This window comes from Streptomyces sp. NPDC059994, assembly GCF_042737755.1.
In the GTDB taxonomy this organism is placed as follows: domain Bacteria; phylum Actinomycetota; class Actinomycetes; order Streptomycetales; family Streptomycetaceae; genus Streptomyces.
Window position 1 is genome coordinate 17,296 of record NZ_JBHWUR010000053.1, and the last position, 24,058, is coordinate 41,353.

Consider the following 24,058-nt stretch of genomic DNA (forward strand, 5'->3'; position numbering starts at 1 on the left):
CGGGCTCCTCAGCTCGCCCGGCCGCCCTGACCCACCGTCATGATGGCCTTCAGGATCACCGCCTGGATCTCGGCCGGGTCGGTGACCTGGTACCCCGCGCCGCCGGTGGCCCGGGCGATCTCCTTGACCGCCTCCCCGTCCGCGTCCGGGCCGACCGCGATGGCGATCATCGGCACGGGCTTCGCCGGGTCGGAGAGCTTCTGGAGCCGGGTGACGAGCTCGCCGCGCGAGATGCTGCCGGGGTCCTCGTTGGCGCCGTCCGTGAGGATCACCAGCGCGTTGAACCTCCCCGGCCGGTAGCCCGCGGCGGCCTGCTTGTACGCGGCGAGCGTCGTGTCGTACAGACCGGTCGCCCCGTCCGGCACCGGCTGGAGCGCGCCGAAGGCGGCGGCCAGCCGGTCGCGCTGGGTGCGCCCGCCCTTGACCGGGTCGCCGAGGCGGGCGGTCGGTACCAGCTCGCGGTAGTCGCGCGAGCCGTCGAGGCGGGTGGCGAAGTCCCACAGGCCGATCTCGTCCTCGGGCGTGAACTGCGCCAGCGCCTGGAGCAGTGAGGCCTTGGTGACGTCCATCCGCGACCGGCCGCCCGCGCCGGGCACGGGCGCGGCCATCGACCCCGAGGCGTCCACGACGGTGGTGAGCCGGGCGCTCTGCACAGTGATCGTCCACATCCCGAGGGCTTCCTGGAGCTCCTTGGCGGACGGGGCCTCGGCGGTGGATGTGGCGTAGGGCTGCGGCGCGGCCCCGCCCGCCTTCTTCACGGCCGCCTCGTCCACCGCCTCGCCCGGTGTGCGGAAGCCGCTCTTCGTGAGGGTCCGCCGGGACTCCGGCTCGCCGAGCAGCGTCAGGAACCGCATCGCGGCCCGGCTGCGGTCGGTGCTCAGCCGGTTCTCGCGGACGATCGTGTACGGGTAGTCGAGCAGCGGCGCCCCGTCCTTCGGGTAGAAGAGGCCGAGCCCCTGTCCCGCGCCCCGGCCGGTGCTGTACGCGTACGCTGCCTGCTCGGAGAGGACGACGGCCTGGTTGCGGCGCGGGTTGCCGCTCTCGGTGCCCGAGCCGTCCCGGGCGAGCGTGTCGACGACCTGGGCGTCGGTGTCGGAGGTGCGCTGCGAGAGCGACTTGGCCACGGCCGCCGCGCTGGTGTCGCCGTCCGCGCCCTGGCGGGCCGTGGAGCGCCCGATGCTGCTCAGCGCGAGGAGGCCGACGGCCGAGCGGGCCGGGTCGGCCGCGCCCAGGCGCAGCGCGTCCGAGCGGGTGGCGGCTGCGGCGAGTTCGGCCCAGGTGTACGTCCTGGACGGCCAGCCCAGGGACTTGGCGGCGGGCGCCACCAGCGCGAGCGTGACCGGGGATGCGGCGACGTGGCCCGCCGTGGCGACCGGGACGCTCTCGCCGCCCTCCTTGGCGCGGTCCACCCACAGCGCCGAGTCCGGTATCCACACCGCGAAGTCGGGGTCGCGGCCCGCCCCGAGCGCGTCGGCCACCTTGTACGACTCGCGGGCGGTGACCCGGACGTCGATGCAGGAGCCGTCGGAGGTGACCCTGCCGGCGCGCGCCCGCTCGGCGACGGACCGGACGGCCGGGGCGACATCGGGGGAGGCGACGAGATCCAGCCGCACCGCGGAGTCCCGGCACGAGTCGCCGAAGGAGAGCAGTCCGCTGCCGGCGGCGACCGCCGCGCCGCCCGCCACGACGAGCACGAGCAGGGTGGCGACGACGACCGTACGGCGGCGGCCGGTGGCCGGACGGCCCCGGGTTCCCTCGTTCGCGTACTCGTCGGGCAAGCTGTGACGTCCCATGGCGGTGGTGCCCTCCTTGAATCCTGAACAAGGAAAAGAGGGACCGCACCATCGAAATGGCGCTCGCCCCCCGGCCTGTCGCGCGCGATCTTCGTACTTTCATTCGAGACCCTAGCGGGGCAGTGGGGGGCATGGGACGGGTTCGGTCAACTGGAGGCAGGTGTGCAGGTGGAGGCGGGGCGTGTGGCTGATTCTCTTCCCGAACAGGGGGTGTCGCCGCGGATCTTGCGGTCCGAGACGGTGCTCGTGCTGGCCCTCTCGCTCGGCGCGAGCGGTGTTTCTGCGCTGATCAGCTTTGTCGGATCGCTCACCAAGCCGGGCGGCCTCAAGGATCAGGCGGCGAAACTCAACACCTCGTACGCCCCTGGGCGGCCCTGGCTGGATCTCGCCTGGCAGCTCTTCGGCATCGCGAGTGCGCTGGTACCCGTGGCGCTCGTCGCGCACCTGCTGCTGCGGGAGGGGGCGGGCGGTCTGCGGGTGATCGGCTTCGACCGCAGGCGGCCCTGGCCGGACCTCGGCAGAGGGGCGCTGATCGCGGCTGGGATCGGCAGCGCGGGGCTCGGGTTCTATCTGGTGGCGCGGGCGGTCGGGGGCAATCTGACGGTCGTCCCCGAGTCGCTGCCGGACGTCTGGTGGAAGTACCCGGTGCTCGTCCTGTCTGCGGTGCAGAACGCCGTGCTGGAGGAAGTGATCGTCGTCGGGTATCTGCTGCGCCGGCTCGGCCAGTTGGGGTGGACCCCGCTTGCGGCACTGGCGGCGAGCTCGGTCCTGCGCGGCTCGTACCACCTCTACCAGGGCATCGGCGGCTTCCTCGGCAACATGGCGATGGGCGTCGTGTTCGTCCTGCTCTACCGCCGCTGGCAGCGGGTCGGGCCGCTGGTCGTGGCCCATTCCCTGCTCGACATCGGGGCGTTCGTCGGGTACGCGCTGCTCGCGGGGAAGGTGAGCTGGCTGCCGACGGTGTGACTTCCGCTGCTGCGCACGCGCGCGTAGATGAAGGTGTAAGGGGCGTACGGCTATTGCGTACGCCCCTTACGCGTCCCCGCAGTTCGTGACGGCTATGTCTACGGCGCCGTCAGCAACTCGCCCTCGATGACGGTGACCGCCGAACCGGTCAGCAGGGTGCGCTCGCCCCGCAGCGACGTGTGGACCAGGCCGGTCCGGGCGGAGGCCTGGAGGCCGGTCAGCTCGGTGCGGCCCAGGCGCGCCGACCAGAACGGCGCGAGCGCGGTGTGGGCGCTGCCCGTCACCGGGTCCTCGTCGATGCCGACGCCCGGGAAGAAGCCCCGTGAGACGAAGTCGTAGCCCAGGGAGGGGTCCTCGGCCGCGGCCGTGGCGATGACGCCGCGCCTGGAGTGCGCGGCCAGCGCCTTGAAGTCGGGCGTCAGGGTCCGCACGGTCCGCTCGTCCGCCAGCTCGACGACCAGGTCTCCGACGAACTCGGAGGTGTCGTGGACGGACAGGGGCCGCGCCCCGAGCGCCTCGGGGATGCCGTCCGGGATCTCCACCGGGGTCAGCGGCGAGGTGGGGAAGTCGAGCGTGATCGACCCGTCCTCGTGCGCGGTCGCCGAGAGGATGCCGCACTGGGCCGCGAACCTGACCGTGCCGGTCGCGGCGCCCGTCGTGTGCAGCACATGGGCGGTGGCCAGAGTGGCATGCCCGCACATGCTCACCTCGGTGGCCGGGGTGAACCACCGCAGCGCCCAGTCGGCCTCGCCGCCGGGCGGCAGCGGGTGCGCGAAGGCGGTCTCGGAGAGGTTGATCTCCCGGGCGACGTCCTGCAGCCAGGCATCCTCCGGGAACGCGTCGAGGAGCAGGACTCCGGCCGGGTTTCCGGCGAACGGGCGGTCGGTGAAGGCGTCGACGATTCGCATCTGCATGGGCGTGACGGTACGGGCCGCGGCAGGCCACGGGCCAAGGCCAATCCGGGTTCATTGGCCCCTTCGGTGGACCGGTCGGCCGCCTCCGGCCCCGTCCATCCGGCATTCGGAAGAAGGGCGAGGGTTGCTAACCGAACAGTCCCGATATATCTTTGAGGCATCGCGACAGATCAACGATGGAAGGAGCGTAGCGATGCGTTCACATGGACATGGGCACGGACAGCACGGACCCGGCCATCGCGGTCGGGGTGACTTCGAGGGGCGGCGTGCCGCCTTCGGGCCCTTCGGTCCCGGCTTCGGCGGCGGACCGTTCGGGCCCGGTCGCGGCGGCCGGGGCGGTCCGCGGGGCAGGGCGCGGCGCGGGGATGTCCGCGCGTCGATCCTGGCCCTGCTGAAGGACCGGCCGATGCACGGTTACGAGATGATCCAGGAGATCGTCGAGCGCAGCGGCGGGGCGTGGAAGCCCAGCCCCGGCTCGGTCTACCCGACCCTCCAGATGATGGAGGACGAGGGTCTGATCACCAGTGAGAGCGAGGGCGGCAAGAAGCTGTTCACGCTCACCGACGCCGGCCGCACCGAAGCCGGATCCGGGGCCGAGGCCCCGTGGGAAGAGGCCGGGCGCGGGGTCGACTGGGAGAGCATGAACGAGATCCGCCAGGCCGGGTTCGGTCTGATGGAGGCGTTCGGCCAGGTCTGGAAGACCGGTACCGCCGAACAGCGCCAGAAGGCGCTCGGGGTCATCAACGACTCCCGTAAGAAGCTGTATCTGATCCTGGCCGACGAGGACTGACCCCGTCGGCCACCGAGAGCCCCGCGACCACCGGTCGCGGGGCTTTCCCGTGCGCGCGGGTGGTGGGGGAAGCCCCGGCCGGTCAGGCCACCAGTCCGCCGAGCCTGCGCAGCGACTCGTTCAGCGCGGCCGTCGCCGAGTCCTTGAGCTTGCCCGCCATCAGGGAGACGGCGGCGCCGGTGAACTCGCCCTCGACGCGGACCACCGTCGCGTCCCCGTCGGGCGTGAGCGTGTAGCGGTTGCCGACGCTCACCCCCATCGGGCCGTTGCCCTTGATGCCGAGGAGCCGGCCCGCCTCGAACTCGTCCACGGTCCAGATGACTTCGGCGGGGAAGCCCATGAGCTTCATGTTCTCGGCGTAGGTGGCGCCGAGCTCCAGCTTCTCGGGGCCGCCGTGCGGAAAACCGGTGTGGGTGGCGTTCCACTCGCCGTACGCGGTGAAGTCCGTCAGCTGGGCCCAGACCTTCTCCGCCGGAGCCTCCAGGCGCGCCTCCGCGCTGACCTCGGCCATGCGACCACCCCTTCACCCAAGGAACGCGACTCGGGAACGCGACTTGGGAACGCGAATCAGGAACGCGCATCGGAACGCGCGTCGGGAACGTGTCGCGGAACGTAGCCGGGGTGCCGTGAACATTCAATACTGATGAACCGTCAGATCCTTGCGTCGCTCACCGGTAACGCCCGTATCCGCGCCGAGTCGAAGAGGTCGGACGCGCGCGGGCGCGAGGACTCGTCGTGGCAGTGGAAGGCGGCCCGAACGGATCGCCGCGCAGGGCGTCCCCCGGGGCGTACACGCGGTACACGTACTGCAGCCCGTCCTCGGCGAGCAGAGCGACCATCCAGCACATCGGGCCACCTCCCGCGGTTGCCGGTGCGCCTGTGTCGTACGGGAGGGGACGTGTCCGGCGGCGGTGTGGTTGCGCGGGGGCGTGCGGCCGTGCGGTGTGCGCCCCTGAGGCGTAAACCGCAAATCTCATCCACAAGGAGGAGAACTCGGTCATCCGTGCCCACCCAACGTCGGATGCGGAATGCTTCCCGGCGGGGATGTCTCCGGGCCGCGTGCCTGATGGGGTAGGAGAGTGCACCTCCCGATTCCGCAGGTTCCGGCCGCCCCGGCTCCGGCCCCCGCCGCCCCCGACTTCGAAGCCCGGCTCACCGACGAGATGGCTTCGGTGGTCGCGGGCGCCCGCAGGAGGGCGCTGCGCGACGGCGACCGGCAGATCGACACCGCCCATCTGCTGCACTCGCTGATGGAGACGGACCCGGAGGTGCGGGCCGCCTTCGACGGCGCGCCGCAGGTGGCGCGGGTGCTCGGCTATCTCGTCCAGCGGTCCATCGGGTACGGGCTGCGCTGGCAGGGGTCGGTGGAGGACTCGGGGGCGCTGCCGCTGCTCGCCCAGCCCGGCTGGTCGCCCGCCGCGGTCACCGCGATGGAGGGCGCCCTGGCCCGGTCCGGTGACCGCGGCGATATACGGGTGGGTGGCACCGACCTCCTGGCGGCGCTCGCGGCCGATCCGGAGTGCCGGGCCGTGGAGGTCCTCGACCACGCCGGGGTCGACGCCGGGGAGCTCGCGGCGCGGCTCGTCGAGGCCCCGCCGTCTCGACAGGTGTCACAGGGGTGACGGTCCTGACTTCTCCTGTCATGATGTGCCGATGCAGGCGTCTCAGGGGAGAAACGTCGGCCTGGGACTGGCCCTGGCCTCGGCGTTCTCATTCGGTGGATCGGGTGTCGCGGCCAAGCCGCTGATCGAGGCGGGCCTTGACCCGCTGCACGTGGTGTGGCTGCGGGTGACGGGCGCCGCGCTCGTCATGCTGCCCGTCGCCTGGCGCCACCGGAGCCTGCTGGTGCGCCGGCCCGCGCTGCTCGCCGGGTTCGGCCTGCTCGCCGTCGCCGGTGTCCAGGCCTGCTACTTCGCGGCGATATCCCGTATCCCCGTCGGCGTCGCCCTGCTCGTCGAATATCTGGCGCCCGCGCTCGTCCTCGGCTGGGTCAGGTTCGTCCAGCGCAGGCCCGTGACCCGGGCGGCGGCCATCGGCGTGGCGCTCGCCGTCGGCGGCCTCGCCTCCGTCGTCGAGATCTGGTCGGGGCTGAGCTTCGACCTCGTCGGTCTGGTGCTCGCCCTCGGCGCCGCCTGCTGCCAGGTCGGCTACTTCGTCCTGTCCGACCAGGGCGGCAACGCCGACGACGCACCCGACCCCATCGGCGTCATCGCGTACGGCCTGCTCATCGGCTCCGTCCTGCTCACGCTCGTCGCCCGCCCCTGGGGGATGGACTGGTCGGTGCTCGGCGGCAGCGCCGACATGAACGGCACGGATGTGCCCGCGGCCCTGCTGCTCGGCTGGATCGTGCTGATCGCGACCGTGATCGCGTACGTCACCGGGGTGATCTCGGTGCGCAAGCTGTCGCCGCAGGTGGCCGGTGTGGTCGCCTGTCTGGAGGCGGTCATCGCGACCGTCCTGGCCTGGGTGCTGCTCGGCGAGCACCTCTCCGCGCCGCAGATCGCGGGTGGCGCGGTGGTCCTGGTCGGCGCCTTCATCGCGCAGTCCTCGGCGCCGAAGGAACCCTCCGGGCCCGTGGCGGGCGGGGAAGGGCATCCGCTGCCGGTCCAGGAGACGCCCGTTCAGGAGACGCCTGTGCAGGAGGCGTCCACGCAGGAGACGCCCGCGCCCGAGGGCGGGTTGTCGGCCGGCCGGGCCGCCCCGTAGGGTGACGATCATGCATTCGACCGTTCTGCCGCCTCCCGCCGCGTAACGCGGGCGGCCGCACCCCAGACGAAGACCGGGCTCGGGCAGTCCCCGAGCGGCTCGTCGCTGCCCGCGTACTCCAGGCATGCGACCTTTCCCGTCTTCCTCTTCGGAGTACGTACGTGTCGAACGCTTCCTCTTCCTCCGGCCTGCCCGTCGGGCGCGGCCTGCTCTATCTCGTCTTCGCCGGTGTCGCCTGGGGCACCGCGGGCGGCGCGGCCGCGCTGGTCTTCGACGCCAGCGACCTCGGCCCGCTCGCCCTCTCCTTCTGGCGGTGCGTCGGCGGGCTCGTCCTGCTGCTCGGCGTACGTGCACTGCGGCGGCGCCCGGTGCCCAGGCCCGCCGAGCCGCTCGCCGCGCGGCTGCCGCGGATCCTCGGCAACGGCGTGGGCCTCGCGGTCTTCCAGAGCGCCTACTTCGCCGCCGTCGCCTCCACCGGCCTTGCCGTGGCGACCGTGGTCACCCTCGGCGCGGGCCCCGTGCTCATCGCCATCGGCGCCCGGCTCACCATGGGCGAGCGGATCGGCGGCGCCGGGCTGACCGCCGTGACCGGGGCGCTCGCCGGGCTCGCGGTCCTGGTCCTCGGCAACGGCGGCGGCGCCGTCCGCCCCGCCGGGGTGCTGCTCGCGCTGCTTTCGGCGGCCGGGTACGCGGGGATCACGCTGCTCACCCGCCGGCTCGGCCGGGACGGCGCGGCCGCCGACCCCTCCACCACCACGGCCTGGGCGTTCGCCGTGGCCTCGGTCCTGCTGCTGCCGCTGGCGGGCGCGGAGGGAATGGTGCCGCACACCGTCGAGCCGGTGCGGGTAGGCGTGCTGCTGCTGTACGTGGCCGCGGTGCCCACGGCGCTGGCGTACGCGCTCTACTTCGCGGGCGCGGCCGTCGTCCGGTCCACCACCGTCTCCGTGATCATGCTCCTGGAGCCGGTGAGCGCGGCGCTGCTCGCGGTGGCGGTACTGGGTGAGCGGCTGAGCGCGGCCACGGTCGCGGGGACGTCGTTGCTGCTGGTCGCGGTGGTCGGGCTTGCCGGGGCCGAGGCGCGGCTCGCCGCGCGGGCCCGGGGCGCGGTGGTCACCCCCTGATCGTCGGCCTTCGGCCTGACTCGTCCTCAAACGCCGGACGGGCTGGATCTCCCCGCGCCCGTCCGGCGTTCCAGGTGCGCCGCGCCGCCGCTCACAGCGCCGCGAGGTACTCCGGCAGCCGCACCGACGGGTCCAGGTCGTCGGCCGGGACCGGCGTCCCGTACCCCCGGATGACCGGGAGCACGCCGGTCCAGTGCGGCAGGGCGCTGTCCTCGGGCTCGTCGTTGGGGCCGCCGGTGCGCACCTTCGCCGACACCTCGTCGAGATCGAGCCGGATCACCGCGGTCGCGGCGAGTTCCTTGGCGTTGGCCTGCCGCGAGTCGCAGGAACGGCCGGGCACCACCTGGTCGACCATCGCGTCCAGGGCGGTGCGCCGCTCCTCGGGGTCGGTGACCTCGTACGCGATGCCGTGCACCACGACCGAGCGGTAGTTGATCGAGTGGTGGAAGGCCGAGCGGGCCAGCACCAGGCCGTCGACGTGTGTGACGGTGAGGCAGACCGCGAGCCCCGGGTCTGCCTTGCCGGTCATGCGCAGCGGCCGCGAACCCGTCGAGCCGTGCACGTACAGCCGCTCGCCGATCCGGCCGTACAGCGTCGGCAGCACGACCGGGGCGCCGTCGCGGACGAAGCCGAGGTGGCAGACGTATCCCTCGTCCAGTATCCCGTGCACCAGCTCGCGGGCGTACGACGCCCGCTCGCGCGAGCGGGTCGGCACAGTGCGCTCGGTGGGCTCGTAGGCGGCGGTGTCGGACATTTGCGTTCTCCATTGCACTAGTGCATAGTCATGTTTGTGCTAGGAGAGTATCGGATTGTGGGGCGCCGCGCATCGGAGATCGCCGCCGACGTGGAGCGCGCGGTGGGCGCCGGGGAGCTGGAGCCGGGGCAACTTCTGCCGCCGCTGCGGGAGTTGGCGACCGAGCTCGGAGTGAATCCCAATACGGTCGCGGCCGCCTACCGGATCCTGCGGGACCGGGGCGTCATCGAGACCGGCGGCCGCAGGGGCAGCCGGGTCCGCCCGCGCCCCGCCAGCACCGCCCGCGACGCCCAGCGCATCGACGTGCCCGTCGGCGTGCGCGACATCTCCGACGGCAACCCCGACCCCGCCCTGCTGCCGCCGCTCGGCGACGCGCTCGCGGCCGCCGCCCGCGACCACGCCGGGCGGCCCACGCTCTACGGGCAGGAACCGGTGGACCCGGAGCTGGCGCGGCTGGCCCGCGCGGCCCTGGACGCCGACGGGGTGCCGCCGGGCCCGGTCGGTGTCCTCTCCGGCTCGCTCGACGCGATCGAGCGGGTGCTCGCCGCGCATCTGCGGCCCGGCGACGCCGTCGCCATCGAGGACCCGGGCTGGGGCGCGCTGCTCGACCTCGTCCCGGCGCTCGGGCTGCGGCCGGTGCCGGTGGCGCTCGACGACGAGGGGCCGCTGCCCGGGGCGGTCGAGAGCGCGCTCGCCGCGGGCGCCAGGGCGCTGGTCGTCACCTGCCGCGCGCAGAACCCGACCGGCGCGGCCGTGAGCGCGCCTCGCGCCCGCGCGCTGCGCGAGGTGCTGTCCGCGCATCCCTCGGTCCTGCTGATCGAGGACGACCACGGCCACGGCATGGTGGATGTCCCGCTCTCCCCGCTCTCACGGACCACCGAACACTGGGCGTTCGTACGGTCGGTGGCCAAGGCGTACGGCCCCGACCTGCGGCTCGCCATGCTCACCGGGGACGCGGTGACCCTCGACCGGGTGCGCGGGCGCCAGCGGCTCGGCCCCGGCTGGGTCAGCCGGCTGCTCCAGCGGACCGTCGTGCACCTGTGGACCTCGGACGTCCTCGACCCGGCGGCCGTGGCCCGCTCCTACGGGGAGCGCCGCGACACCCTGGTGCGCGCACTGCGCTCGCGGGGCGTCGCGGCGCACGGCCGGAGCGGGTTCAGCGTGTGGGTGGCGGTGCCCGACGAGACGGCGGCGGTCGCGCGGCTGCTGCATGCCGGATGGGCGGTGGCGCCGGGCGCGCGCTTCCGGATGGCGGCTCCGCCGGGCATCCGCCTCACCGTCTCCACGCTCGCCCCGGCCGACATCGGCCCCGCCGCCGACGCGGTGGCGGCGGCCACGGTGCCGGCGCCGGGACGGCGGTACGACTAGCGGTACGGCCGGGAGCTCGGGCTGGGCGCTACGGCTGGTCGGCGGGCGCCGGGGTGGGCTGCCGGGACGCCCTCGGGCGGCTCTGTGTCAGGGCCGCGCCCGCGAGGACGATCGCCGCGCCGACCGGGGTGTTCCAGCTCAGGCTCTCGCCGAGGACCAGCACCCCGGCGGCGGTGGCGATGACCGGGATGAAGTACGTGACCATCTGCGCGGTCGTCGGGCCCACCTCGTTGACCAGGCCGTACTGGACGAGCACCGCGAAGCCGGTGCCGAGGGCGCCGAGCGCGGCGACGGCGAGCAGCGGGACGACCGGGAACGAGGTCGGGAAGCCTGCGAACACAGGGGTGACCAGGGTGAGTTGAACGGTCGCCAGGCCCAGCTGGGAGCCGATCAGCGACAGGTTCGAGTGGCCGCTGCCCGCGAGCGTACGGCGGACGTAGATCCAGCCGACCGGGTAGCAGAGCGAGGCGAGCAGGGCCATCGCGGTGCCCGTCAGATCCAGGCCGTGGAAGCCCTGCCAGGCGCCCAGGACCGTGAGCACCCCGAGGAAGCCGAGGCCGAGGCCCGCCACGCGGCGCCGGGTCGGCCGGTCCTCGGAGAGCGCCACCAGCGAAAGCGCCATGCCCCACAGCGGCGAGGTCGCGTTGCAGATCCCGGCGAGGGTCGAGGGGATCGTCAGCTCGGAGTAGGCGAAGAGCGAGAACGGCAGCGCGTTCAGGAGCAGTGCGGCCACCGCCAGATGGAGCCAGGTGCGGGCGCCGCGCGGCAGCCGCTCCCGCTTGACGGCCATCGCGACGGCGAGCACCGCCGTACCGAAGAAGAGCCGCCCGAAGGTGACCTGGAACGGGGCGTAGCCGTCCGTGCCCACCTTGATCAGGAGAAAGCTGAACCCCCAGACCAGCGAGAGCGCCGCGAACCGGACCCGCCAGTCGAGGGCCGGGCGGTGGGTGGAGAGGAACGAGGAGGGTCTCGACAGGGACCGGGGCGGGGTGACGGTGCTCATGGCGGCAAGCCTCGCTTGTTCAACCTCGTAGCACAAGCGAGAAAAGGTGGAGTAGTTCGGTTAGCATCGCTTACATGTTGAACTTGGAGCGCCTGCGGACCCTCGACGCGGTGGCCCGCCACGGCTCGGTGGGCGGCGCCGCCGACAATCTGCACGTCACGACCTCGGCCGTGTCCCAGCAGCTCGCGAAGCTGGAACGGGAGGCCGGGCAGCCGCTGCTCGCCAAGAACGGGCGCGGCGTGCGGCTCACCGACGCGGGCCGGCTGCTCGCCGAGCACGCCGCGCGGATCCTCTCCCAGGTCCAGGTCGCCCAGGCCGATCTGGAGGCCCAGCGCGGCCGGGTCGTGGGCGAGCTGCGGATCGCGGGCTTCGCCACCGCCGCGCGCGGCCTGTTCCCGGCGGCGCTCGCCGCACTGCGCACCGACCACCCCCAACTGGCCGTCCGCTCCGACGAGTTGGAGGCGGAGGACTCGGTGCGGGGCGTGCTGCTCGGCGACCTCGACCTGGCGGTCGTCCTCGACTGGTACAACAAACCGCTGCCGCTGCCCGACGGGCTGGCGAAGCGGTCGCTCCTCGACGACCTGGCGGATGTGGCGATGCCGGTGGGGCACCGGCTCGCCGGGCGCGAGGCCGTGGACCTGGAGGAGTTCGCCTCGGACGAGTGGGTCACCTGGCCCGAGGGCGAGTTCTGCAACGAGTGGCTGATGTTCACGCTGCGGGGCAAGGGGGTCGAGCCGCGCATCGGGCACGTGGCGCGTGAGCATGCCACGCAGCTCGCCCTCGTGGAGGCCGGGTTGGGCGTGTGCGTCGCGCCCCGGCTCGGGCGGGGGCCGGTGCCCGAGGGGGTACGGGTGGTGCCGGTGCGGGATGCGATGCGGCGGCATGTGTACGCGGTGTGGCGGGCGGATGCGGACCGGCGGCCATCCATCCGGGCGGCGGTGGAGGCGTTGGTTTCGGCGGGGGTTGGTTTGGCTGGGTGAGGGGGGTGGGCGGGGGTGGGGTGCGGGTGGGGGCGCCCGCGGCGGGCTTGTTCCCCGCCCCGCCCCTTCCCGAAATCCCTGGGCGGGCGGCCTGGTGGGGGTTGGGCGCCGTTGCCGGGGGCTCTGCTCCCGGGCCCCCGCTCCTCAAACGCCGGAGGGGCTGGATTTGTCGCTGAGGTTGTTCATCTTTCTGAAGTCCCACGACACGATCGTCTCCGGTGTCAGGCGCAGCCACCCGTGGCGGCCGTCGTGGATCATCTCCTTCAGGCCGAAGTTCTTGCTCGCGAACTGCCGCTCCGGGCCGTCCAGTTCGGCGCACGGCTCGCCCGTGCGGGGTGTCTCGCCGACCGGGACCGCGGTGCCCCGCAGCTCTACGCCGCGCAGCTCCCCGTACGACTCTCCCGCGTCCACCACCACCGCGATCCTGGGGTCCTTGAGCAGCTGCGACCAGCGCAGGCTGCGGGTGATCGAGTACAGCCACAGCGCGCTCCCGTCCCAGACGTACCAGAGCGCGCCGACGTGCGGGTGGCCGTCGGGGGCGACCGTGGCGACCCGGCAGGTGCGCTGTTCCGCGAGGAACGCGTCCCGTTCGGCGTCCGTCATCATGATCCGGCGGCCCCGGCGCTGGGTTGCGGTCATCGGCGGTTCCTCCCGCGAGCTGATTCCACGAGCTGACTCCACGAGCCGGCACCCGTGAACTGACACCGGTGAACTGACTGGGTGTCAGAAATCATGGCGCGCCCTTCCCCCCTCGCGCAATGCCCATTAGCCTCCCGCGCCATGGCGACGAACGAACAACTGGCCGAGCAACTGGACCCCGCCTCCACGGTGCTGATGACCGTGGAGTGCCAGCAGGGAGTCGTCGGGCCCGACAGCGCGCTGCCCGAACTCGCCAAGGCGGCGCGGTCGTCGGGCGCCCTTCACAACGTCGCCCGGCTCGTCGCCGCCGCGCATGAGACCGGCGTCCAGGTCCTGCACGCGGTGGCCGAGCGGCGGCCGGACGGGCGCGGCGCGAACCGCAACGCCCGACTCTTCCGGGCCGCCGAACGCCTGCCCGTACAGCAGTACTCCGGCACCACGGCGGTACGGATCGCCGAGGGCATCGACGTGGCGGACGAGGACCTCGTGGTCCGCAGGCTGCACGGCCTATCGCCGATCGCGGGGACGGACGTCGACCCGCTGCTGCGCAACCTCGGCTGCCGCACCCTGATCGTCAGCGGTGTCTCGGCGAACGTGGCCATTCCGAACGCCGTGTTCGACGCCGTCAACCTCGGCTACACCGCCGTGGTGCCCGCGGATGCCATCGCGGGGGTGCCCGCCGAGTACACCCCCGCGATGATCCGCAACACGCTGGCCCTGGTCGCCACCATCGCGACCACCGACACCATCGTGGCCTGCTGGAAACGGCCGCGTCGGGTCGTACGGGCGTGACCGCCTGAACGGCCGCCTGTCACGCCAGCTTGATCGAGTCCCCCTCCACCTTGATCGCCTTCGCGGGGAGCGGCCGCGGCGCCGGGCCGCCCATGACGCTGCCGGTCGCCGGGTCGAACTTGCTGCCGTGGCAAGGACAGTTGATGGTGCCGCCGACGACGTCCTTCACCGTGCAGCCCTGGTGGGTGCAGGTGGCCGAGAACGCCTTGAAGGTGCCCGCCGTCGGCTGGGTCACCACCACGCCCTGGTCGGGGAAGACCTTGCCGCCGCCCTTCGGGATGTCGGCGGTCTTCGCCAGCACCCCGCCGCCGGCCGACCCGGCGTCGCCCCCTCCGGCGCTGCCGCCCGTTCCTCCCGTACCCCCGTCACCGGAGGACTTGGCGGCGTCGCCGGACTTGTCCGAGTCGCCGCAGGCGGCGAGCGTGGCCGCGAGCCCGACGCCGCCGACCGCCGCGACGACGGTACGGCGGGCCGGGCCCGGCCCGGACGGAAGAGCTTGGGTGCTCATACTGGCTTTCCCTTCACCTTGCTACACGGGGCTGCGTGAAGGGATACGGCCGGGCGCTGCCGCTTGTTCAGACATTCAAGGATTTCTTCAGGAAGTCGAGATTGAGCCACAGCAGGGTGTCGGCCACACCTTCCTTGGTGACCAAGTGGCTCTCGCCCACCAGCGGAACCACGCTGTGCAGCTTGCCCGCCGCGACCAGCGCCTGTGAGAACCGCAGCATGTGTGCGGGCACCACATTGTCGTCCGCCATCCCCTGGACGAGCATCAGCGGCCGGGTCAGCTTGTGGGCGTGCGCGACCAGCGAACAGCGCTCGTAGTTCTCCGGCTGCACGTCCGGGTGGCCGAGATACCGCTCCTTCCAGTGGGTGTCGTAGAGCGTGAGATCGGTCGGGGCCGCGCCCGCCACGGCCGCGTGGAACACATCGGGCCGGTGCAGCACGGCTGCCGCCGCCAGATACCCGCCGAACGACCAGCCCCGGATGCCCACCCGGCCCAAGTCCAGGTCGGGGTACCGCTCGGCGGCCGCCCGCACCGCGTCGGCCTGGTCCTCCAGGACCGGGGTGAGCTGGTCGCCGTGGATGGACGTGCGCCATGCCTCGCCGCGCCCCGGAGTGCCGCGCCCGTCGACGGACAGGACCGCGAACCCCTGCTCGGCGAACCACTGGTTCACCGCGTGGTGCCAGCCGTTGGCCCGTACGACGGTCTGGGTGCCGGGGCCGCCGTACGAGTGGACGACGACCGGCAGCCCGGCCGCGCCCTCGCGGTGCCAGGAGGGCAGATAGAGCGCGGTGCGCAGCCCGCGCTCGCCCAGCGACAGGAACACCGGTCCGGGCGTCACCACCGGCCGCTCGGTCAGCACGCCGATCCGGCCCGCCGGCTTGCCGTGGCACAGGACCGTGACGGTGTGCTGGTGCAGGGTGCGGCTTTCGAGGACGAGCGTGTCGCCGCCGAGGGTCGCCGTGTGCACCCCGGGCTCCTCGGTGACACGGGCGAAGCCGGACTCGGGCGCGTACGCCCAGACATGGGTCTCGGTGGGCTCATCGCTCGCCGTGAAGTAGACCGTGTCACCGGCCGAGCCGAGTATCGCGCGCACTTCCAGACCGGCGGGAAGCCCCTCCCCGAGGGCGGCCCCGGAACGGGCGAGCGCCGTCGCTCCCGGCGTGAACTCCAGCCAATGGTCGTCATGGTGACGATACGTCACCTCGGTCGCGCCGCTCGCCGGGTCGATGGCGAGGCGGTACGCGGTGCGCTGGTCCCGGGTCTGGACCGTCGCGTACGCGCCCGCCCCGTCCCAGCCGCCCTCCACCAGGTACTCGAAGGCCGGGTCGGTCCAGACGCCGGCCGGGTGCGACTCCGGGTCCGCCGACCGGGGCAGCCGCACCGGGACCCGTTCGCCGTCGACGCGGACGACGGCCAGCGACACCTCCGCGTTGGGCGTGCCCGCCGCCGGGTACGCCAGCGCGCGCGGGGCCTTCGCCGGGTCCGAGGGGTCGCTGAGGTACCACCGCTGGACCGGCGAGTTGTCCACGCGGACGACCAGGAGCGCTGAGCCGTCCGGGGACCACCAGGAGCTGCGCGCGCGGCCGATGGACTCGGCCGACACGTGGTCGGACAGCCCATAGGACACCTCCGGGCCCTCCGGCGCGGCCAGTTGCCGGTCGCCGGTGCCGTCGGCGCGTACGACGTGCAGGGCGCGCCCCGTCACGTACGAGACGAGCGTGCCGTCGGGGGAGAGGCGCGGGTCGACGGCGGGGCCCGCCGTCGGGAGCCGGCGCGGCGCGCTCCCGTCCGTCCCGGCCAGCCACAGCGCGCCGGACAGGGCGAAGACGACGGTGCGGGCGGCCGCGTCGGTGGCGTACCCGACGATGCCGCCGCTGGTCTCGCGCGCCCGCTCGCGGCGGATCAGCTCCGCCTGCGGCACCTCGTCCTCCTCGCCGAGCGCGAGCGGGTCGACGAGGACGCGCTCCTGGCCGTTCTCGAACAGCCACAGCGAGCTGAGCGGGGAACGCCCGTCGGCGGTGCGCACGAACAGCACCCGGTCGCCGTCGGGGGAGACGGTGAGGCTCCGGGGCGCGCCGAGCGAGAAGCGCCTGGTGCGCGCGAACTGGAGGGGGAAGTCCTCGGTGGCCGGGGCCTGGGCGGTGTTCTCTTCGGTGGGCATGGCGAAGCGTCCCTTCGGGGTCTGAGTGATCGAACAGTCGCATCCGTCCCAGTAGCCTGGACAGATGCTCAATGAAGTGACAGCGACCCGCTATGTCACGCCTTTGCGTGAGGGCGGCTCGCTCCCGGGGATCGTCGAGGCCGACGATCTCGGTACGTACGTCATGAAGTTCACCGGCGCCGGGCAGGGCCGCAAGACCCTGGTGGCGGAGGTGATCTGCGGGGAGCTCGCCAGACGGCTCGCTCTGCGCGTCCCCGAACTGGTCACCATTCAGCTCGACCCCGTCATCGGGCTCTCGGAGCCGGACCAGGAGGTGCAGGAGCTGCTGAAGGCGAGCGGCGGGCTGAATCTCGGAATGGACTACTTGCCCGGGTCGATCGGGTTCGACCCGCTCGCCTACCAAGTGAGCTCGGCCGAGGCGGGCAAGGTCGTCTGGTTCGACGCGTTGATCAACAACGTCGACCGTTCGTGGCGGAATCCTAACATGCTCGTCTGGCACGGCGATCTCTGGCTCATCGACCACGGCGCCACGATGATCTGGCACCACAACTGGCCGGGCGCGCAGGCCTCGGCCGCCAAGCCCTACAACGCCTCGGACCACGCCCTCGCCCCGTTCGGGCCCGATGTGGCCTCCGCCGCCGCCGAGTTGGCGCCGCTGGTGACCGAGGAACTGCTGACCGAGGTCACCGCGCTGGTGCCCGACGAGTGGCTGGTGGACGAGCCCGGATTCGACACGACGGACGCGCTGCGCCGGGCGTACGTGGCGCCGCTGCTCGCCCGCGCCGCCGACATCCACGAGCGGATCACGCTGGACGCGCCGGCCAAGGCCGCTCCGTCGCGGGCCCCCGGCTGGCTCACCGACCACCTCAAGCCCTGGCCGCACCCCACCAAGGACAGCGAGCCCGCGGAATCCGCAGTGCCCGGCGAGAAGGACGGCAAGTGAGCGACCGCGATGTCTTCGAGTACGCGCTGCTGCGCGTGGTGCCGCGCGTCGAGCGCGGGGAGTGCTTCAACGCCGGAGTGCTGGTCTACTGCCGGGCCAAGTCGTTCGTCGCGGCCCGTACGCATCTGGACGAGGCCAAGCTGAAGGCGCTCGACCCGCACGCGGACGTCGTCGGGGTGCGGGCGGCGCTGCGGGCCGTCGAGGGGGTCTGCGGCGGCGGCGAGGCGGCCGGGCAGGCGGCGGGCGACGACGCCGGCCGCCGGTTCCGGTGGCTGATCGCGCCGCGTTCGACGGTGGTGCAGCCCGGGCCGGTGCACACCGGGCTCACCGCGGATCCGGCGGCCGAGACCGAGCGGTTGCTCGACCTGCTGGTCCGCTAGAGCCTGTCCGGCGGATCCGGTCGGCCTCGGTCCGGGGTGCGCTCTCGCCGCAGATGGGCATGCCAGACCCCCGCTTGCCGACCGGATCCGCCGGACAGGCCCTGACGGGCGGCCCGCGCGGGTGTGACCTTCGCCAGGGGATCCGTGGGCCGTTGACACCGGGTGCCCGGGCTTCTAGCGTCTCGTCTGCTGAAGCTACTAAGCGGTTGCTCAGGGACGAGGAGCCGCGGATCCCCAGGGCGAGGAGAACAGCATGTCCACCACCGAGCAGCGGGTAGCCATCGTGACCGGGGCGGCCCGGGGCATTGGCGCCGCCACCGCCGTCCGGCTCGCGGCCGAGGGCCGCGCGGTCGCCGTACTCGACCTCGACGAAGCGGCCTGCAAGGACACCGTCGAGAAGATCACGGCGGCGGGCGGCCGGGCGATCGCCGTCGGCTGCGACGTCTCCGACAGCGCCCAGGTGGAGGCCGCCGTGGCGCGCGTCGCCACCGAGCTCGGGGCGCCCACCATCCTCGTCAACAACGCGGGCGTCCTGCGGGACAACCTGCTCTTCAAGATGAGCGAGTCCGACTGGGACCTCGTGATGAACGTGCACCTCAAGGGCGCGTTCCTGATGGCCAAGGCCGTCCAGAAGCACATGGTGGACGCCGCCTGGGGCCGTATCGTCTCGCTCTCCTCGTCCTCCGCGCTCGGCAACCGCGGCCAGGCCAACTACTCCGCGGTCAAGGCCGGCCTCCAGGGCTTCACCAAGACCCTCGCCAAGGAGCTCGGCAAGTTCGGCGTCACCGCCAACGCCGTCGCCCCCGGCTTCATCGTCACCGAGATGACCGCGCAGACCGCCGCCCGGGTCGGCATGGGCTTCGAGGACTTCCAGGCCGCGGCCGCCACCCAGATCCCGGTGCAGCGCGTCGGCAGGCCCGAGGACATCGCCAACGCCATCGCCTTCTTCACCGGCGACGACGCGGGCTTCGTCTCCGGCCAGGTGCTGTACGTGGCCGGCGGACCCCTCAACTGAAGCCGGGAGAAAACATCATGACGGACATTCAGCTCCCGGAGCTCTCCGGCAGGGTCGCCCTGGTCACCGGCGCCAGCCGGGGTATCGGCTACGGCGTCGCCGAGGCGCTGGTCGCGCGCGGCGACCGCGTCTGCATCACCGGCCGGGGCGAGGACGCCCTCAAGGAGGCCGTCGAGCGGCTCGGCGCGGACCGGGTCATCGGCGTCGCGGGCAAGGCCCACGACGAGGCCCATCAGGCCGTCGCGGTGGAGCGCGCCATGGAGGCCTTCGGCCGGGTCGACTTCCTGGTCAACAACGCGGGCACCAACCCGGTCTACTCCCCGATGGCGGAGCTCGACCTGAACGTGGCGCGCAAGGTGTACGAGACCAACGTGATCTCCGCGCTCGGCTTCGCCCAGCAGACCTGGAAGGCCTGGCAGAAGGAGAACGGCGGCGCGATCGTGAACATCGCGTCCGTCGCCGGCCTCGCCCCCTCGCCCTTCATCGGCGCGTACGGGATGAGCAAGGCGGCCATGGTCAATCTGACCCTCCAGCTGGCGCACGAGTTCGCGCCGGACGTGCGGGTCAACGCCATCGCCCCGGCGGTGGTCAAGACCAAGTTCGCCCAGGCGCTCTACGAGGGCCGCGAGGAGGAGGCCGCCGCGGCCTACCCCCTCAAGCGCCTCGGGGTGCCCTCCGACATCGGGGGAGCGGTCGCGTTCCTCACCTCCGGGCAGTCCGCCTGGGTGACCGGGCAGACGCTGGTGGTCGACGGGGGACTGTTCCTCGGCGCGGGCGTGCACTGACGCGCGGGTGCGCCGACGCGCGTACGCGCGCGTGCGTCGCGTAGGGTGATCTTGGTACCGGTGGGTAGTCGCCCGGTTTGCCCCTCAATGCCCCAAGTGCCCCGTCTGGTCATTCAGTTGACCGGGCGGGGCGCTGCGGTATGGTCTGCCGACTCATGGCGGAACGAGGAGCGTGCACGTGTTCAACCGGACCATATGCCTGCGCACCACCGCGGCCCTTGCGTCCATATCGGCGATGTCCCTGCTGAGCGGGTGTGGACTGCTCTCGGGGAGCGGTTCGGAGACCGAGCAGACGATCAAGGTCGGCACGGTGAGCGAGCCGAGCACCCTCGATCCGGCCGCTTCCTGGGACGGCTCCTGGGAACTGTTCCGTAACGTCTTCCAGACGTTGCTGTCCTTCCCGACCGGCAGCAACGCGCCCCAGCCGGACGCGGCGGAGAGCTGCCAGTTCAAGGGCGCCGGCAGCCGTACCTACCAGTGCACGCTCCGCAAGGGCCTGGCGTTCTCCAACGGCGACAAGATCGACGCCGCGGCCGTGAAGTACTCCATCGACCGCATTGTGAAGATCAATGTGAAGGCGGGCCCCAAGGGCCTGCTCACCAGCCTGGACCGGGTCACCGCCGACGACGAGCGGACGGTCACCTTCCATCTGAACAAGCCGGACGCGACCTTCCCCTTCGTGCTCGGCGCGCCCGCCATGTCCATCGTGGACCCCAAGTCCTACCCGGCGAACGCGCTGCGGGACGACGGCGGGCTCACCGGCTCCGGCCCGTACACCCTGGAGTCGTACAAGGCGGGCGACCGGGCCGAGCTGAAGAAGAACTCCCACTACGCCGGGTTCGCGCAGCTCAAGAACGACGCCGTCTCGATCCGCTACTTCAAGGACTCCGCCGCCATGGTGGACTCCCTCAAGAAGAAGCAGATCGACGTCACCTACCGGGGCCTGACCGCCGACGAGGTCGTGGACGTCCAGAACGAGAAGGCCGCGGGCAAGCAGCTCCAGCTGGTCGAGACGGTCGGCACGGAGATCCGCTTCCTGGTCTTCAACCCGAAGGACCCCCTCGCCGCCAATCCGGCCGTACGCAGAGCCGTCGCCCAGCTCGTCGACCGGGACGCGCTGGTGGCCAAGGTCTACAAGGGCACGGCCGAACCGCTGTACTCGATGGTGCCCAAGGGCGTGGCCGGGCACACGGTGAGCTTCTTCGACACCTTCGGCGCGCCCAGCGTCCCCAAGGCCAGGAACATCCTGCGCAAGGCCGGGATCACCGACCCGGTGCCGCTCACCCTCTGGTACACGACCGACCGGTACGGCTCGTCCACGGCGCTGGAGTTCGCCGAGATCAAGCGGCAGCTGGAGGCCTCCGGGCTGTTCCAGGTGACGCTGCAGAACCGCCCCTGGAAGGCGTACAGCCAGGGGATGCAGTCCGGTGACTACCCCGTCTTCGGGCGCGGCTGGTTCCCCGACTTCCCGGACCCGGACAACTTCATCGCGCCCTTCGTCGGCAAGGAGAACGCGGTCGGCACCCCGTACGAGCCCAGGGAGATCGAGGACCAGCTGATCCCGCAGACCCGTGAGGTCTCCGACCGGGGCGCGGTCAGCAAGAAGTTCGAGCGGGCCCAGGACGTGCTCTCCGACGACGTGCGCCTGCTGCCGCTGTGGCAGGGCAAGCTCTATGTCGCGGCCAGCGACGAGATCGCCGGCGGCGAGCGCGCCATCGACCCCCAGACGGTCATGTGCATGTGGGAGCTGCACCGCAAGACCAGCTGGTAGGAGGCCCGGGGGGACGGGCGCGGGAGGCGTTGTCAGTGGCGGCCGGTAGGTTTTTCGGTACCTCGCACCGCAGGGTGCGGGAACCGAACGTCCCACGGAGGTTGTTGACGTGACCGACATCGCCATGCTGCCCGAGTCCTGGCGCGGCGTCCTCGGCGAGGAGCTCCAGAAGCCGTACTTCAAGGAGCTCACCGACTTCATCGAGGAGGAGCGGGCGAGGGGTCCCGTCTATCCGCCGCGCGAGGAGGTCTTCGCCGCCCTGGACGCGACTCCGTACGACAAGGTGAAGGTCCTGGTCCTCGGCCAGGACCCGTACCACGGCGCGGGCCAGGGCCACGGGCTGTGCTTCTCGGTGCGGCCGGGCGTAAAGACGCCGCCGTCGCTGCGGAACATCTACAAGGAGATGAAGGAGGAGCTCGGCCACCCGGTGCCGGACAACGGCTATCTGATGCCGTGGGCCGAGCAGGGCGTCCTGCTGCTCAACGCGGTGCTGACCGTCCGCGAGGGCGAGGCCAACTCCCACAAGGGCAAGGGCTGGGAGAAGTTCACCGACGCGGTGATCCGCGCGGTCGCCACCCGCCCGGACCCGGCGGTCTTCGTGCTGTGGGGGAACTACGCGCAGAAGAAGCTCCCCCTGATCGACGAGGAGCGGCACATCGTGGTGAAGGGCGCCCACCCCTCGCCGCTGTCGGCCAAGCGGTTCTTCGGCTCGCGGCCCTTCACCCAGATCGACGAGGCGGTCGCGGCACAGGGCCACGAGCCGATCGACTGGCGCATCCCCGACCTGGGCTGACCCGCCCCGGGGCGCACGCGCCGACAGGACCCGCAGGTGTCCGTCGGCACGAGCGCTCAGGCGCCGTCGAGCCGCAGCTCCAGGCGGTCGAGCGCCGCCCGGACCCCGTTCCCGTACGCGTCGTCCGCGAGCGCGTCCAGGGCGGCGTGTGCCCGGTCCAGATGGATACGGGCGGCGTCCGGGCGGTGCAGCTTCACATAGTCCGCCGCCAGATTCAGATGCAGCGAGGGGTAGAAGGCCCGGACCGCGAGCGAGGGGTGGTGTGCGTCGAGCCGGTCCTGGCCGAGCCCGTCGGCGGCGGCCAACGCCCGCAGGTCCCAGGCGAGTTCGTCGCCCGCGTCGTCCTGCGCGTCCGCCATGTAGTGCGCCAGCGTGCAGCGGTGCAGCGGGTCGCCGTGCTCGCCGATCTCCGCCCAGATGACGCCGAAGCGGTTGCGCGCCTCCTCCCGGTCGCCGCCGTGCAGGAGCATCAGCGCCTGCCCGATCCGGGTCATGACGACGTCCTCCGACGCCTCCTGCTGCTCCGTCACTGCGGCCTCCGCGAGCCTTGCGTACGCATCCGGTCGCCCCGACGCTAGCCGCCCGCACTGACAATCCGGCTCAGGCTCCGGCGCGGCCCCCGGGCCTGTCGCGGACGCGCCGGAGGCCGCCGCTACTTCCCGTATGTCCCCTCTACTTCCCGTGGGCGCCCCCTACTTCCCGTACGTCTCCTCGCAGATGCGTGCCTCGGGGCTGTCCGGACGCCAGCCGCCCAGCGACCTGCCCAGGTCGCAGACGTCGTCCCCGGTGATCGGCGCGGGAGTCGGCACGTGCGGCACACGCGGCACGGCCGGGCGCGGTGCGGGGTGCGGGCGCGGCGGCGCCGGGTGGGCGCGCGGGTGCGGATGCGGGGCGGGGGAAGGGGGTGGCGCGGCCGGGGCCCGGGGGGCCGGGGCGGGCGGCAGTGCCGCCTCCAGTGCCTCGCGGACGGGGGCCTGGACGATCTGCGGCCGGACGTTCCGGTCGGCCTGCCCGCTCGTCGGGCGCTCGGGCACCGCGGGCGGTCCCGGGGCGGGACCGTGCTGGACGGTGACACATCCGGAAACGGCCAGGGCGGCCACCCCGGCGAGGAGCCTCGCTGTGGTTCGTGTTCGGTGCACCCGCTCAACTCTGCTGGGTGCGGGGCCCGTTGTGGGCGCGTGCGGGCCGGGATTGGCCCGCACGAGTGACGGCGGAGGGTGACGCCGGGCGGCGCCGCCGGCGCCGGGGTCAGTCGCCGGTCGCGCCGTCGACGCCCTCGCGCAGCAGGTCGGCGTGGCCGTTGTGGCGCGCGTACTCCTCGATCATGTGGGTGTAGACCCAGCGCAGGTTGAAGTGCTGTCCGCCGCGCGAGGTGCCGACGCTCAGGTCGTCGAGGGCGTGTCCCTCGGCGTGGGCGCGGGCCTTGGCGATCTCGCCGCGCCAGGTGGCGAGCGCCTCCTCGAAGGTGTCCTCGGGGCCGGGGTGGAAGTCGCCGTCCGGGTCCTCGTCGGTGTAGTAGTGCGGCGCGCCCTGCTCGCCGCCGAAGACATTGCTGAACCAGTGCTGTTCGACTTCGGACATATGCCGCATCAGGCCCATGAGGGTGAGCCCGGAGGGCGGCATCGAAGCGGTCCTGAGCTGCTCGTCGGTGAGCCCCGCACACTTCAGGGCGAGGGTCTCGCGGTGGTACTCCAGCCAGCCCACGAGCATCGACAGCTCGTCGGCGTCGAGGGCGGGTTCCTGGCGTTCGGGCGTCTCGGTCGTCGTCATGGCGGCCATCCTCACGGATCGCCCCCGCCACCGCCACGGGTTATCGGGCGCTGTGCAGGGCCGTCGGGCAGCCGTTCCGTCCCACGTATGCTGACCAGGCAAGGAA

At 72.5% G+C, this 24,058-nt stretch carries 25 protein-coding genes and 1 pseudogene; 14 read left to right on the forward strand and 12 right to left on the reverse strand.

Translation table 11 applies throughout. The features are described 5' to 3' along the window. Positions 1-8 precede the first annotated feature (8 nt). The gene (locus tag ACFWA7_RS24185) at positions 9-1,793 is read right to left on the reverse strand and encodes a substrate-binding domain-containing protein (RefSeq protein WP_385825144.1); all 1,785 of its coding nucleotides are present in this window, start codon (positions 1,791-1,793) and stop codon (positions 9-11) included. A gap of 162 nt (positions 1,794-1,955) precedes the next feature. Between ACFWA7_RS24185 and ACFWA7_RS24190 the strand changes: the two genes are divergently transcribed. Then, positions 1,956-2,759 carry a CPBP family intramembrane glutamic endopeptidase gene (locus ACFWA7_RS24190; protein WP_385825146.1) on the forward strand — a complete coding sequence of 268 codons (804 nt, stop codon included), beginning with the start codon at positions 1,956-1,958 and terminating at the stop codon, positions 2,757-2,759. Positions 2,760-2,857: 98 nt separating this feature from the next. Here the strand turns inward: ACFWA7_RS24190 and ACFWA7_RS24195 are convergent, their stop codons facing one another. Continuing rightward, complete coding sequence (locus ACFWA7_RS24195; RefSeq protein WP_385534764.1) at positions 2,858-3,673, reverse strand: PhzF family phenazine biosynthesis protein; 816 nt, start codon at positions 3,671-3,673, stop codon at positions 2,858-2,860. Between the two features lie 193 nt (positions 3,674-3,866). On the opposite strand from ACFWA7_RS24195, the gene ACFWA7_RS24200 reads away from it, so the two are divergent. Then, complete coding sequence (locus ACFWA7_RS24200; RefSeq protein WP_385534766.1) at positions 3,867-4,463, forward strand: PadR family transcriptional regulator; 597 nt, start codon at positions 3,867-3,869, stop codon at positions 4,461-4,463. Positions 4,464-4,545: 82 nt separating this feature from the next. On the opposite strand, the gene ACFWA7_RS24205 is transcribed toward ACFWA7_RS24200, so the two are convergent. Together ACFWA7_RS24205 and ACFWA7_RS24210 are read right to left on the reverse strand one after the other, a co-directional pair. After that, positions 4,546-4,974, reverse strand: coding sequence for an SRPBCC family protein (locus tag ACFWA7_RS24205; RefSeq protein WP_385825148.1), 429 nt, complete (start codon positions 4,972-4,974; stop codon positions 4,546-4,548). A gap of 140 nt (positions 4,975-5,114) precedes the next feature. Continuing rightward, a pseudogene (locus tag ACFWA7_RS24210) lies at positions 5,115-5,311 on the reverse strand (hypothetical protein). A 231-nt stretch (positions 5,312-5,542) separates the two neighbouring features. Here ACFWA7_RS24210 and ACFWA7_RS24215 point away from each other — a divergent pair. The 3 genes from ACFWA7_RS24215 to ACFWA7_RS24225 all read left to right on the forward strand — a co-directional run bounded on the left by ACFWA7_RS24215 (position 5,543) and on the right by ACFWA7_RS24225 (position 8,290). Next, on the forward strand, positions 5,543-6,085 hold the full coding sequence (locus ACFWA7_RS24215) for a Clp protease N-terminal domain-containing protein (protein ID WP_385534772.1): 543 nt from the start codon (positions 5,543-5,545) through the stop codon (positions 6,083-6,085). Positions 6,086-6,116: 31 nt separating this feature from the next. Further along, positions 6,117-7,169, forward strand: a complete 1,053-nt coding sequence (locus ACFWA7_RS24220; protein WP_385825150.1) for a DMT family transporter — start codon at positions 6,117-6,119, stop codon at positions 7,167-7,169. Positions 7,170-7,330: 161 nt separating this feature from the next. Continuing rightward, complete coding sequence (locus ACFWA7_RS24225; protein ID WP_385825152.1) at positions 7,331-8,290, forward strand: DMT family transporter; 960 nt, start codon at positions 7,331-7,333, stop codon at positions 8,288-8,290. A gap of 91 nt (positions 8,291-8,381) precedes the next feature. On the opposite strand, the gene ACFWA7_RS24230 is transcribed toward ACFWA7_RS24225, so the two are convergent. Then, positions 8,382-9,044 carry a pyridoxamine 5'-phosphate oxidase family protein gene (locus ACFWA7_RS24230; RefSeq protein ID WP_385534778.1) on the reverse strand — a complete coding sequence of 221 codons (663 nt, stop codon included), beginning with the start codon at positions 9,042-9,044 and terminating at the stop codon, positions 8,382-8,384. Positions 9,045-9,080: 36 nt separating this feature from the next. Here ACFWA7_RS24230 and ACFWA7_RS24235 point away from each other — a divergent pair, with 36 nt between their 5' ends. Beyond that, positions 9,081-10,412, forward strand: a complete 1,332-nt coding sequence (locus ACFWA7_RS24235) for an aminotransferase class I/II-fold pyridoxal phosphate-dependent enzyme (RefSeq protein WP_385825155.1) — start codon at positions 9,081-9,083, stop codon at positions 10,410-10,412. Positions 10,413-10,440: 28 nt separating this feature from the next. Here the strand turns inward: ACFWA7_RS24235 and ACFWA7_RS24240 are convergent, their stop codons facing one another. After that, positions 10,441-11,415: a DMT family transporter gene (locus tag ACFWA7_RS24240; RefSeq protein ID WP_385825157.1), complete on the reverse strand. Its 975-nt coding sequence runs from the start codon at positions 11,413-11,415 to the stop codon at positions 10,441-10,443. A 74-nt stretch (positions 11,416-11,489) separates the two neighbouring features. Here ACFWA7_RS24240 and ACFWA7_RS24245 point away from each other — a divergent pair, with 74 nt between their 5' ends. Continuing rightward, positions 11,490-12,395, forward strand: coding sequence for a LysR family transcriptional regulator (locus ACFWA7_RS24245; protein ID WP_385825159.1), 906 nt, complete (start codon positions 11,490-11,492; stop codon positions 12,393-12,395). A 144-nt stretch (positions 12,396-12,539) separates the two neighbouring features. Here ACFWA7_RS24245 and ACFWA7_RS24250 read toward each other — a convergent pair whose 3' ends face one another. After that, the gene (locus ACFWA7_RS24250; protein WP_385534786.1) at positions 12,540-13,034 is read right to left on the reverse strand and encodes a pyridoxamine 5'-phosphate oxidase family protein; all 495 of its coding nucleotides are present in this window, start codon (positions 13,032-13,034) and stop codon (positions 12,540-12,542) included. 141 nt (positions 13,035-13,175) lie between these two features. Here ACFWA7_RS24250 and ACFWA7_RS24255 point away from each other — a divergent pair, with 141 nt between their 5' ends. Continuing rightward, positions 13,176-13,826, forward strand: coding sequence for an isochorismatase family protein (locus ACFWA7_RS24255; protein WP_385825161.1), 651 nt, complete (start codon positions 13,176-13,178; stop codon positions 13,824-13,826). Positions 13,827-13,845: 19 nt separating this feature from the next. Here the strand turns inward: ACFWA7_RS24255 and ACFWA7_RS24260 are convergent, their stop codons facing one another. Next, on the reverse strand, positions 13,846-14,334 hold the full coding sequence (locus ACFWA7_RS24260) for a Rieske (2Fe-2S) protein (RefSeq protein WP_385534790.1): 489 nt from the start codon (positions 14,332-14,334) through the stop codon (positions 13,846-13,848). Between the two features lie 67 nt (positions 14,335-14,401). Next, complete coding sequence (locus ACFWA7_RS24265) at positions 14,402-16,495, reverse strand: prolyl oligopeptidase family serine peptidase (protein WP_385534792.1); 2,094 nt, start codon at positions 16,493-16,495, stop codon at positions 14,402-14,404. Positions 16,496-16,559: 64 nt separating this feature from the next. On the opposite strand from ACFWA7_RS24265, the gene ACFWA7_RS24270 reads away from it, so the two are divergent. The 6 genes from ACFWA7_RS24270 (at position 16,560) to ung (ending at position 22,182) form a co-directional block, all read left to right on the forward strand. Further along, on the forward strand, positions 16,560-17,438 hold the full coding sequence (locus ACFWA7_RS24270; RefSeq protein WP_385825163.1) for a HipA family kinase: 879 nt from the start codon (positions 16,560-16,562) through the stop codon (positions 17,436-17,438). Further along, complete coding sequence (locus ACFWA7_RS24275) at positions 17,435-17,818, forward strand: DUF3037 domain-containing protein (protein ID WP_067155391.1); 384 nt, start codon at positions 17,435-17,437, stop codon at positions 17,816-17,818. The genes ACFWA7_RS24270 and ACFWA7_RS24275 overlap by 4 nt, the downstream gene beginning before the upstream one ends. Positions 17,819-18,071: 253 nt before the next feature. Then, positions 18,072-18,833, forward strand: coding sequence for a 3-oxoacyl-ACP reductase FabG (fabG, locus tag ACFWA7_RS24280; RefSeq protein WP_385534796.1), 762 nt, complete (start codon positions 18,072-18,074; stop codon positions 18,831-18,833). A gap of 17 nt (positions 18,834-18,850) precedes the next feature. Continuing rightward, a complete protein-coding gene (locus ACFWA7_RS24285; protein WP_385825165.1) occupies positions 18,851-19,618 on the forward strand; it encodes an SDR family oxidoreductase in 768 nt (255 codons plus the stop codon). 235 nt (positions 19,619-19,853) lie between these two features. Further along, positions 19,854-21,389: an ABC transporter substrate-binding protein gene (locus tag ACFWA7_RS24290; protein ID WP_385534978.1), complete on the forward strand. Its 1,536-nt coding sequence runs from the start codon at positions 19,854-19,856 to the stop codon at positions 21,387-21,389. Between the two features lie 109 nt (positions 21,390-21,498). Next, positions 21,499-22,182 (forward strand): uracil-DNA glycosylase, encoded by a 684-nt coding sequence (gene ung / locus ACFWA7_RS24295; RefSeq protein WP_385534799.1) that lies wholly within the window; start codon positions 21,499-21,501, stop codon positions 22,180-22,182. 56 nt (positions 22,183-22,238) lie between these two features. Here ung and ACFWA7_RS24300 read toward each other — a convergent pair whose 3' ends face one another. The 3 genes from ACFWA7_RS24300 to ACFWA7_RS24310 all read right to left on the reverse strand — a co-directional run bounded on the left by ACFWA7_RS24300 (position 22,239) and on the right by ACFWA7_RS24310 (position 23,952). Beyond that, positions 22,239-22,712: a hypothetical protein gene (locus tag ACFWA7_RS24300; RefSeq protein ID WP_385534801.1), complete on the reverse strand. Its 474-nt coding sequence runs from the start codon at positions 22,710-22,712 to the stop codon at positions 22,239-22,241. Between the two features lie 162 nt (positions 22,713-22,874). Further along, on the reverse strand, positions 22,875-23,321 hold the full coding sequence (locus ACFWA7_RS24305; protein ID WP_385534803.1) for a hypothetical protein: 447 nt from the start codon (positions 23,319-23,321) through the stop codon (positions 22,875-22,877). Between the two features lie 109 nt (positions 23,322-23,430). Beyond that, positions 23,431-23,952: a DinB family protein gene (locus ACFWA7_RS24310; RefSeq protein ID WP_385825167.1), complete on the reverse strand. Its 522-nt coding sequence runs from the start codon at positions 23,950-23,952 to the stop codon at positions 23,431-23,433. Positions 23,953-24,058 lie beyond the last annotated feature (106 nt).